Raw genomic sequence first — 9,792 nt, forward strand, 5'->3', positions numbered from 1 at the left:
CAGGGGCACCGAACGTCAGGGAAGGGTCGGATGGCGTTCATGTGAAGGTCGCCGGTACCCGAGGTGTGCGGGGCGGTTCCGGCGGGGATGGTCGCGATCATGACAGGCATGCACACGGTTCCCCCGCCGACCCGCCGGCCCCTGCGCCAGCTCCTCGCCGCCTCCGTGGGCAACGCGGTGGAGTGGTACGACTGGTACGCCTACACCTTCCTCGCCACCTACATCGCGGGCCAGATCTTCCCCAAGGGCGCGGACAGTTCGCTGGTGCCGCTGCTGTCGACGTTCGCGGTGTTCGCGGTGGGCTTCTTCATGCGGCCCGTCGGCGGGCTGCTGATGGGCGCCGTGGCCGACCGGCACGGCCGACGGGCGGCCCTGACGGTCACCATCCTGCTGATGGGCGGCAGCAGCCTGCTGGTCGGACTGACCCCGACGTACGCGGCGGCGGGCGTGCTGGCCCCGGTGGTCCTGGTCCTGGCCCGGCTGCTCCAGGGCCTGTCGGTGGGCGGTGAGTTCGCGGCGTCGACGACCTTCCTGGTGGAGTCGGCGGGGCCGGGACGCCGGGGCCTGTTCTCCAGTTTCCAGTACGTCTCGACGACGGCCGGACAGCTCCTCGCCTCCGGGATCTCGGCCCTGCTGGTGAACACCCTCGGCGAGGCGAGCATGGACGGCTGGGGCTGGCGCGTGCCGTTCGTCCTCGGGGCCGTGTTCAGCCTGGCCGGGTTCTGGATCCGGCGGGGCGCGGAGGAGACGCGCAGCGCGGAGCAGGCGCGGGCGCCGCGCCCCGGGCTGTTCGAGGCGCTGCGCCGCCATCCGCGCGAGTCCCTCCTCATCGGCGGCATCACCGCGGGCGGCACGCTCGCCTACTACACGTGGACCTCGTACCTGCCGACGTACGCCGAACTCAACGCCGGCGTCACCAAGTCCGACGCGCTGCTGGCCGGCACCCTCTCGCTGGCCTTCTTCGCCCTGCTCCAGCCGGTCGGCGGGATGCTGTCGGACCGGTTCGGGCGCCGGCCCCTCCTCCTCTTCTTCGGCCTCGGCTTCGCCCTGCTCAGCGTGCCCCTGCTGCACGCCCTGCGGGACTCGTTCGCCGTCCTGCTGCTGGTGCAGTGCGCCGGGATGGTCCTGCTCACCGGCTTCACCTCGATCAGCGCTGCCGTCAACGCCGAGATCTTCCCGCCCCGGGTGCGGGCGGCCGGCATCGGCTTCCCCTACTCGCTGACGGTCGCGCTGTTCGGCGGCACGGCCCCGTACGTCGGCACACTCTTCAAGGAGCTGGGGCACGCCGGGATCTTCCCGTGGTACGTCGCCGCCCTGTGCCTGCTCTCCTCGCTGGTGTACCTGCGGCTGCCGGAGACCGCCCACCGGGAGCTGGCGCGCTGACCCCCGGGGCGGTCGACCGTCCAACACACGGACCGGGCTGCCCTGTTGACCACCCCCGTCCCGCCCGGGCAGGACGTACAGTGGGGCCCGCCTCCGTACCGACAGCAGAGAGTGAGCCGGCAGATGCAGCCGACGTTCGTACTGGTGCACGGCGCGTTCGCGAACTCCTTCTCCTTCGCGCCGCTCCAGGCCGAACTCGGCCTCCTCGGGCACCGTTCGGTCGCCGTCGACCTGCCCGGCCACGGCTTCGGCGCGACGTTTCCGCGCGCCTACCAGGCGCCGCAGGACCCGGCGGGTCTCGCCACCGCGCCCGGCACGATCAAAGGGGTCACGCTCGCCGACAACGTCGCCCACCTGACCGGCGTCCTGGAGCGGGCCAAGGAGCACGGCCCGGTCGTCCTCGTCGCGCACAGCCGCGGCGGCATCACGGCCACCGCCGCGGCCAACGCCCGGCCGGACCTGATCGACCGCCTCGTCTACGTCGCCGCCTGGTGCCCGGTCGACCTGGACGTCGGCGACTACTACGCCGAACCGGAGATGGCCACGGTCGACACCGCCTCACTGGCCCTGGCGGCGGCCGGGAACCCGGCCGAACTCGGCCTGCTGCGCGTCAACTTCCGCACCGCCGACCCGGACGCCCTCGCGGCGCTCAAGGCGGCCTTCCTCGCCGACGGCACCGACGCGGAGTTCCTGGCCTTCCTGAACACCTTCCAGCCCGACGAGAACCTCGACGTCGGCACCTCCGCCGACCGGGCGCGGGCCGCGACCTGGGGCCGTGTGCCGAGGACGTTCGTACGTCTGACCGGCGACGCCGGCATGCCCCTCGCGATGCAGGACCGGCTGATCCGCGAGAGCGACGCGCTGACGCCGGACAACCCGTCCGACGTCCGCACCCTGGAGAGCAGCCACCTGCGCTGGCTGATCCACCCGGCGCCGGCGGCACGGGTCCTGGCGGACCTCGCCGCGCTCCCCGCGGACAGCTGAAGCCGGCCGTTCAGCCGGCCGGCGACAACAGGCCGGCCATGGCCGCCAGCACCCCGGGCGCGACCCTGTAGTACACCCAGCTGGCACGGCGCTCCGATTCAAGCAGCCCGGCCTCCCGCAGCTTGCGCAGGTGGTGGCTGACCGTGGGCTGGGATACCCCCACGTCCTGGATGTCGCAGACACAGGCCTCTCCGGCCGGCTGGGCGGCGATCTTCGAGAACAGCCGCAGCCGCACCGGGTCGGAGAGCGCCTTGAACATGACGGCGATCCTCTCCGCGTCCGCGGCGGACAGTTCTTCCGTGCCCAGCGGCCGGCAGCACCAGGAGGCGGCGGCGTCCGGACCGGTGGGCTCAACGGCCAGATTCGACATGCCTCCATATTGACAGGCGTCGAATCATTCACCAAGCAGTGAACGAGCACTCCGGCACCCGGACGCAGGGACCGGCCACAGGGGCACATGGACTCACCAATTCGATGAACTTCTATGTTGACGCACATCGATTCCAGAGTCATGCTGAATGACATCGACAAACGTCGAATCGACAGCCGAGGAGTCGTCGCCATCATGTCCACCACCCCTGTGCTCCCCGTGATCGTCATCGGCGCCGGCCCGGTCGGCCTGGCCGCCGCGGCCCACCTGACCGAGCGCGGCCTGACCCCCCTCGTTCTCGAAGCGGGCCACACCGCCGGCGCCGCCGTACGCGAATGGGCCCACGTACGCCTGTTCTCCAGCTGGGGCGAGGTCGTCGACCCGGCCGCCGAGAAGCTCCTCGCCCCGACGGGCTGGACCAGGCCCGACGCCGCCGGCTACCCGACCGGCGGCGACTGGGTCGAGCACTACCTGCGGCCGCTCGCCGACGCCCTCCAGGACCGGGTGCGCTACGGCGCCCGGGTCACCGGTGTCTCGAAGGCCGGCCGCGACCGCGTCGTGGACGCCGACCGCGACGCGCAGCCGTTCGTCGTGCACGTCGAGCACACCGACGGCCGGGAGGAGAGGCTGCTCGCCACCGCCGTGATCGACGCCTCCGGCACCTGGGCGCTGCCCTCCCCCGCCGGGGGCAGCGGCCTGCCCGCCCTGGGCGAGCGCGCGGCGGCCGACCGCGTCACCTACCGGGTCCCCGACTTCTCGGACCCCGCCGTGCGCGCCCGTTACGCCGGCAAGCGCATCGCCGTCGTCGGCTCCGGCGCCTCCGCGTTCACCGCGCTGGCCGCACTCGCCGAGCTGGCCCGCGCCCAGGACGGCAGGCGGACGAAGGCGGTGTGGGTGCTGCGACGCGGCATCTCGGGCTCCACCTTCGGCGGCGGAGCGGCGGACCAGCTGCCCGCGCGCGGAGCTCTGGGCCTCGCGGCCAAGGCCGCCGTCGACGACGGTCACGCCGAGGCGGTCACCGGATTCCGGACCGAAGCCGTCGCACGCGGCACCGACGGCCGGCTGATCCTCGCCGCCGAGGACGGCCGACGGCTCGATCCGGTGGACGAGGCCATCGTCCTGACCGGGTTCCGCCCCGATCTGTCGTTCCTCTCCGAGGTACGCCTGCGCCTGGACGAACGCCTGCAGGCCCCCGTGGCGCTCGCGCCGCTGATCGACCCCAACCAGCACTCGTGCGGCACCGTCTACCCCCACGGCCACCGGGAGCTCTCCCACCCGGACTCCGGTCTCCACCTCGTCGGCATGAAGAGCTACGGCCGCGCCCCCACGTTCCTGGCCATGACCGGCTACGAGCAGGTCCGCTCCGTGGCGGCGGCCCTGGCGGGCGACACCGACGCCGCCGACCGGGTGGAACTCGTCCTGCCGGAGACCGGCGTGTGCGGCGGCTCGGGCCTCTTCGACTCCGCCGACACCCCCGAGACCGCCACCACCGGCGCCTCCGACTCCGGCGCGGACGGCTGCTGCGCGCCCGCCGCTCCGCTGCTCTCCGTCTCACCCGCCAGGCACCGGTCGCACTGATCAGCGTGCGGCCGGAACGAACCTCTTGCGCCAGGCCAGGGACACGTGGACGAGTCCGATCAGGACCGGCACCTCGATCAGCGGGCCCACGACGCCGGAGAGGGCCTGGCCGGAAGTGACGCCGAAGGTGGCGATGGCGACGGCGATGGCCAGCTCGAAGTTGTTGCCGGCTGCGGTGAAGGCGAGGGTGGCGGTGCGGTCGTAGGCGAGGCCGATCGCCTTGCCCAGCAGGAAGGTGCCGGCCCACATCACGGCGAAGTAGACCAGCAGCGGCAGCGCGATGCGGACGACGTCGAGGGGCTGGGAGGTGATGGTCTTCCCCTGGAGGGCGAACAGGACGACGATCGTGAAGAGCAGGCCGTAGAGCGCCCAGGGGCCGATCTTCGGGAGGAACTTCCGTTCGTAGCTCTCCCGGCCCATCTTCTTCTCGCCGAGGCGGCGGGTGAGGAAGCCGGCGAGGAGCGGGATGCCGAGGAACACCACGACGTTGAGCGCGATCTTCCAGACGGGGACGTCCAGGCCCTGTCCGTCGCCGAGGCCGAGCCACCGGGGCAGCAGGTCGAGGTAGAACCAGCCGAGCAGGCCGAACGCGACGACCTGGAAGACCGAGTTCAGCGCGACGAGCACGGCCGCCGCCTCGCGGTCGCCGCAGGCGAGGTCGTTCCAGATGATGACCATGGCGATGCAGCGGGCCAGGCCCACGATGATCAGGCCGGTGCGGTACTCGGGCAGGTCGGGCAGGAAGATCCAGGCCAGCGCGAACATCACGGCCGGGCCGATCAGCCAGTTGATGACCAGGGAGGAGACCATCAGCCTCCGGTCGCCGGTCACGGCGTCGAGTTTGTCGTAGCGGACCTTGGCCAGGACCGGGTACATCATGACCAGCAGGCCGAGCGCGATCGGCAGGGAGATGCCGCCGACCTCCAGGTGGGCGAGGGCGTTGTCCATGCCGGGGATCAGGCGGCCCAGGCCGAGGCCGACGGCCATGGCGAGCAGGATCCAGACGGCGAGGAAGCGGTCGAGGGTCGACAGCTTCGCGACGACGGAGGACTCCTCGGCGGCCGGCGCGGGGGTTTCGGTGCGGGTCACGGACAGGCCCTCTTGTTCTCGGCGGCGGTACGGGCGGACTCGGCCAGGTCGGCGAACCGGCCGGCGAGCGAGGCGATGACGTCCGGCCTGAGCTTGTAGTACGTGTACCGGCCGCACGGCTCCGTCTCGACGACACCGGCCTCGCGCAGGACTCTCAGGTGGTTGGAGAGGTTGGTCTGCCGGGCACCGGTCTCCTCCACGAGGTGGGTGGTGCACAGCGTCTCTTCGGCGAGCAGGGTCACGATCCGCAGCCTGAGCGGGTCCGCCAGCACTCGGATCAGGTCAGTGTCGACTGACGTCATCATGCGCTGATACTCTCACATCAGTGCTGACTGACACCACCGGATGCTGACGTCATTCGCGCCTGATGTCGTCGCGAGACAAGAGAGACCTCCTGATGCCCGACAAGCCCTCCGTGCTGTTCGTCTGCGTCCACAACGCCGGCCGTTCCCAGATGGCCGCCGCGTGGCTGACCCACCTGGCCGGGGACCGCGTCGAGGTCCGTTCCGCCGGCTCCGCCCCGGGCGCCGCCGTCAACCCGGCCGCCGTCGAGGCGATGCGCGAGGTCGGCGTCGACATCTCCGCGGAGGTGCCGAAGATGCTGACCGTGGACGCGGTCGAGGAGTCCGACGTCTGCGTCACCATGGGCTGCGGCGACACCTGCCCGGTCTTCCCCGGCAAGCGGTACCTGGACTGGCAGCTCGACGACCCGGCGGGCCAGGGTGTCGAGGCCGTCCGCCCGATCCGCGACGAGATCAAGGTGCTGGTCGAGGGCCTGATCGAGGAGATCGCGCCGAAGCCGGGGGCATGAGCACCGCGACAGGAGCTCATCGGGTCGCGCGGTTCGGCGATTTCCTGACAGGCGTCCGGTCCGCAGCGGAAATCGAGGTGCGCGCGATCTCCGGTGCTGTCAGGCTGCGCCGGTGAATCGTGAACAGATCTCCGGGCTCGCCCATGCCAACCACCCGATCAAGTCCCCGCTCGACGACGACTCGGTGCGACAACTGCTGGAACATGGCGTCGCACGCGGCGGGGAGCGGGTGCTCGACCTGGGCTGTGGCGGCGGGGAATGGCTGCTGCGCGCCCTGACCGCGCACCCGGACCTGAGCGCCGAGGGCGTCGACATCTCCGAGGACGCCCTGGAGCAGGCGCGTGCGGCCGCGAGCCGGCTGGGCCTTGGAGCGCGCCTCGCACTGCACCACCAGGAGGCCGCGGACTTCCGTTCCGCGCACTCCTTCGACCTGGTGCTCAGCGTCGGGGCCACGCATGCCTTCGGCGGTCTGCTGCCCACCCTCGCGGCGGCGCGCGACCACCTGGCTCCGGGCGGACGCGTCCTGATCGGTGAGGGCTTCTGGGAGCGTACGCCCTCACCGGAGGCCGTCGAGATGCTCGGCGACTTCACCGACCTGGCGACCACCCTGGACCGCGTCGTCGCCGACGGCTGGACCCCCGTCCACGGGCATGTCAGCACGCGCCGTGAACTGGACGACTACGAGTGGGCCTGCTGGGGGTCGCTGGCCGCGTGGGCCCTGGACCACCCTGCCGACCCGGACAGCTCGCAGGTGCTTGAGACGGCCACGGCCCGCCGCACCGAATGGCTGCGTGTCTACCGGGACACATGGGGCTTCGTCAGTCTGGTCCTGCGTCGGACATCCGACTGACCCCGGATGTGCCCGGCCGCCCCGGCCCCCTCCGACAGGTCACGCAGGCGCTCCCGGGCCCCGGCCCGTTCGGTGAGCTCGGTGGGTGGCCGGACGGTGACGAGGGCCGATGCGATGGGCTTCGTGGCCCACAGACGGGTCCGGTACCGGTGCCCGGAACGTCACCGCGTCCGCCCGCCTCCCCGGTCAGCCGGACCGCCGTACCGGCTCGGGTGCCTCCCTTCGCGCGCATGTCCCCCAGTCCACGATCCGCACCGCCGCGCCGGCGGCCTCGGCGCCCCGGCAGTGGGCGTGATGCCTGCGGGCAATGCCGTCGAGGTCGAGGTGAGGGCCGAAGGCGGGGTGCGCCGCCAGCCGTCGCGCGTACGCCCACAGACGGGGGTGGCCGGTGATCCGGTGCACCGCGGCGGCGTCCAGGTGATGCCGGTGCACGGTGTCGAGTTGCACCAGCGTCACCCACAACCGCACGTCGGCGAGGGTGAGTCCGTCGCCCAGTACGTGCTCCCGGGAGGCGAGCCGCCGCTCCAGCAGGTCCAGCGCGCGCAGCAGGGCGGCCAGCGCGGTGTCGCGTGCCGCCGGGTCGCCCCCGTACTGTCCGGCGCGCTGGGCCGTGGCGGTGATGCCCTGCTCGCAGAGCCGGCCCACGTCCTCGATCGCCTCCTCGGCACCGCGCGGGAGGAGATCGGGACCGTGGCCGCCGAACCGCCGGGCCATGTCCCGCAGGATGTCGGGGGTGTGGGTGCTGACGATCCGCCCGGTCCAGTTGTCGCTGAGGACCGGCGCCACGGCCGGACCGGGGTGCTGGTGCGAACTGGCCTCGTACAGCGGGCGCAGGGCCCGGTGTCCGCCGCCGGGGGCGTCGGGCACGGCGGGCAGCAGCGTCACCGGGAGGGCGTCGTCGAGGCCGAGCAGGCTGTGTGTGACGGCGATCTGCAAGCCGTGCGGACAGGACAGCGACAGGTGGAGCCGGTAGCGGTGGGGCGCGGCGTAGTAGCCGCTGCGCGCGTCACAGCCGATCCTGCTCCGGAAGGACGGCACGGTGGTCGGGGATGTGGCGGACATGCGTCTCCCTGAGAGTGCTCGGTCACAGGCATACGGGCGAACGGACTTACGGGCAAGCCGACTACGTGCATACGGGCATACGGGACACGGAGGGCGCGGCACGCGGCGGCTTCGGCGCGGCCGGGAGAGGCGCTCGTGGCGGTGAGGTCAGGCGCGCGGGGCGGCCGGACCGCCCTCGCGCGGGGAACTCGCCGCGCCGCACACCCGCACGAGATCGATGTGGCGGCGGGACGTCAGCAGGGGCAGTCGCCGGGCGGCGACACGGACGGCGTCGCCACCGAGGTCCAGCGCAGCACAGCCCATGATTCCCTACCATTTCACTAGGATTCCTGTAGTGGAGTGTCGGGCTACGTCCAGGCCCCGTCAAGAGGGCCGTTCGACCGCGGTCGGTCAGGCCGCGCGGCCGGTCGCGCGGGCGGCGAGCAGCGCGCGGACCGCCTCCACGGCGGCGCCGGTCACGGAGGGGTCCGCGCCGTGCCGGGGGCGCGCGCTGAGCCGTACGGGGGAGACGGCGGGCAAGCCCTCGACCGCGGTCAGCCCCTCGGGGTGCTGGCCGCCCGGCACGGCGAGCAGGGCGGCGCCCAGTCCGGCGCGGGCCGCGTCCAGGACGCCGGCGAGATAGCCGGCCTCGGCGACGACGGTGGCCGGGGTGCGGCCGGCGGCCAGCGCGGTGAGGGCGCGGCGGCGGATGACGCACGGTTCGTTGATCGCGACCAGCGGCACCGGGGCGGGGGCGGCGGGCGGCTGCCATCCGGGGGCGGCGTACCAGCGCAGCGGCAGTCCGCCCACGGGGGTGCCCGGCGCGGCGGTCGCCTCGGTGACGTAGACGGCCAGGTCCAGCTCGCCGCGGTCGACCGCGTCCGTCAGCCGCGCCGAGCGGTCGATCCGCACCCGTACCTCGGCGCCCGGACACATCTCGCGTACCGCCTCGGTGAGCACGGGGAGGATCTGGTCGGCACCGTGCTCGGTGGCGCCGATGACGACGGTGGCGGCTTGCGGGCCGTCGTCGCCCAGGAGCCTGCGCACGGCCGCGTCGTGCGCGGCGACGATCAGCCGGGCCTCCTGGAGGAGCCGGGTGCCGTGGGCGGTGAACCGGGTCTTGCGGCCGTCGCGTTCCACGACGGGGCGGCCCAGGCTCTTCTCCAGCCGTCGCACGTGCTGACTGACCGCGGACTGGCTGAGCGCGAGCGCGCCGGCGGCGCGGTGGAAACCGCCGTAGTCGGCGACGGCGATCAGACTGCGCAGCGCCACGATGTCCAGAACCGGTCGCATGGGCGCAGGCTAGCACCGATCGATTAAGAATCGTGATCGGTTTTGATGGCAAATCATCGTTGGACGTACGGCTTTCCTCTCCTGCATGCTGAGCGCATGTCGCGTACAGCCAACGCGTCGGCCCGCGGGCCGCGCCCCCGCAGCACCGGACCCCGGCCGACGGCCGTCGGGTCGGCGCTCTGCTGCCGTGCGGGCACCCGGCTGACGCGACGGCGGGTGGTCGACCTCGGCCGCGCCGTCACGACGCGCTGTCGCTGACCTGCCCTCGCGCGCCCCTCCGCTGAGCCGGAACCGGACCGGCTGACCCCGCACGCCCGGCGGCTGTGCGGGCCCTCGGCGCATGCGCGCGCCGCGCGCTCTCTCTCCCTCCCTCCCTTCCCCACGGCACAGGTG

Annotated in this window: 11 protein-coding genes; 5 read left to right on the forward strand and 6 right to left on the reverse strand. The window is 72.7% G+C overall.

Annotated features, from left to right (window positions below; translation table 11 throughout):
- Nucleotides 1-87: 87 nt before the first annotated feature.
- Together J7I94_RS34170 and J7I94_RS34175 are read left to right on the forward strand one after the other, a co-directional pair.
- On the forward strand, nucleotides 88-1,383 hold the full coding sequence (locus J7I94_RS34170) for an MFS transporter (protein ID WP_215173620.1): 1,296 nt from the start codon (nucleotides 88-90) through the stop codon (nucleotides 1,381-1,383).
- A 123-nt stretch (nucleotides 1,384-1,506) separates the two neighbouring features.
- The gene (locus tag J7I94_RS34175) at nucleotides 1,507-2,367 is read left to right on the forward strand and encodes an alpha/beta fold hydrolase (RefSeq protein ID WP_215173622.1); all 861 of its coding nucleotides are present in this window, start codon (nucleotides 1,507-1,509) and stop codon (nucleotides 2,365-2,367) included.
- Nucleotides 2,368-2,377: 10 nt separating this feature from the next.
- Here J7I94_RS34175 and J7I94_RS34180 read toward each other — a convergent pair whose 3' ends face one another.
- The gene (locus tag J7I94_RS34180; protein WP_215173624.1) at nucleotides 2,378-2,737 is read right to left on the reverse strand and encodes a helix-turn-helix transcriptional regulator; all 360 of its coding nucleotides are present in this window, start codon (nucleotides 2,735-2,737) and stop codon (nucleotides 2,378-2,380) included.
- A gap of 195 nt (nucleotides 2,738-2,932) precedes the next feature.
- On the opposite strand from J7I94_RS34180, the gene J7I94_RS34185 reads away from it, so the two are divergent.
- A complete protein-coding gene (locus J7I94_RS34185) occupies nucleotides 2,933-4,315 on the forward strand; it encodes an NAD(P)-binding domain-containing protein (RefSeq protein WP_215173626.1) in 1,383 nt (460 codons plus the stop codon).
- On the opposite strand, the gene arsB is transcribed toward J7I94_RS34185, so the two are convergent.
- Complete coding sequence (gene arsB / locus J7I94_RS34190) at nucleotides 4,316-5,404, reverse strand: ACR3 family arsenite efflux transporter (protein ID WP_215173628.1); 1,089 nt, start codon at nucleotides 5,402-5,404, stop codon at nucleotides 4,316-4,318.
- Entirely contained in the window at nucleotides 5,401-5,709 is a 309-nt protein-coding gene (locus tag J7I94_RS34195) for a helix-turn-helix transcriptional regulator (RefSeq protein WP_215173630.1), read from the reverse strand. The genes arsB and J7I94_RS34195 overlap by 4 nt, the downstream gene beginning before the upstream one ends.
- Nucleotides 5,710-5,801: 92 nt before the next feature.
- Here J7I94_RS34195 and J7I94_RS34200 point away from each other — a divergent pair, with 92 nt between their 5' ends.
- Nucleotides 5,802-6,215 carry an arsenate reductase ArsC gene (locus J7I94_RS34200; RefSeq protein WP_215173632.1) on the forward strand — a complete coding sequence of 138 codons (414 nt, stop codon included), beginning with the start codon at nucleotides 5,802-5,804 and terminating at the stop codon, nucleotides 6,213-6,215.
- Between the two features lie 112 nt (nucleotides 6,216-6,327).
- Nucleotides 6,328-7,065, forward strand: a complete 738-nt coding sequence (locus tag J7I94_RS34205; protein WP_215173634.1) for a cyclopropane-fatty-acyl-phospholipid synthase family protein — start codon at nucleotides 6,328-6,330, stop codon at nucleotides 7,063-7,065.
- 186 nt (nucleotides 7,066-7,251) lie between these two features.
- Here J7I94_RS34205 and J7I94_RS34210 read toward each other — a convergent pair whose 3' ends face one another.
- From J7I94_RS34210 to J7I94_RS34220, 3 genes are all read right to left on the reverse strand, one after another.
- Complete coding sequence (locus tag J7I94_RS34210) at nucleotides 7,252-8,127, reverse strand: glutathione S-transferase C-terminal domain-containing protein (RefSeq protein ID WP_215173635.1); 876 nt, start codon at nucleotides 8,125-8,127, stop codon at nucleotides 7,252-7,254.
- A gap of 147 nt (nucleotides 8,128-8,274) precedes the next feature.
- Nucleotides 8,275-8,430 (reverse strand): putative leader peptide, encoded by a 156-nt coding sequence (locus tag J7I94_RS34215; protein WP_215173637.1) that lies wholly within the window; start codon nucleotides 8,428-8,430, stop codon nucleotides 8,275-8,277.
- An 87-nt stretch (nucleotides 8,431-8,517) separates the two neighbouring features.
- A complete protein-coding gene (locus J7I94_RS34220) occupies nucleotides 8,518-9,399 on the reverse strand; it encodes a LysR family transcriptional regulator (RefSeq protein ID WP_215173639.1) in 882 nt (293 codons plus the stop codon).
- Nucleotides 9,400-9,792: the final 393 nt, after the last annotated feature.

The organism is Streptomyces sp. ISL-12, assembly GCF_018614415.1.
In the GTDB taxonomy this organism is placed as follows: Bacteria; Actinomycetota; Actinomycetes; order Streptomycetales; family Streptomycetaceae; genus Streptomyces.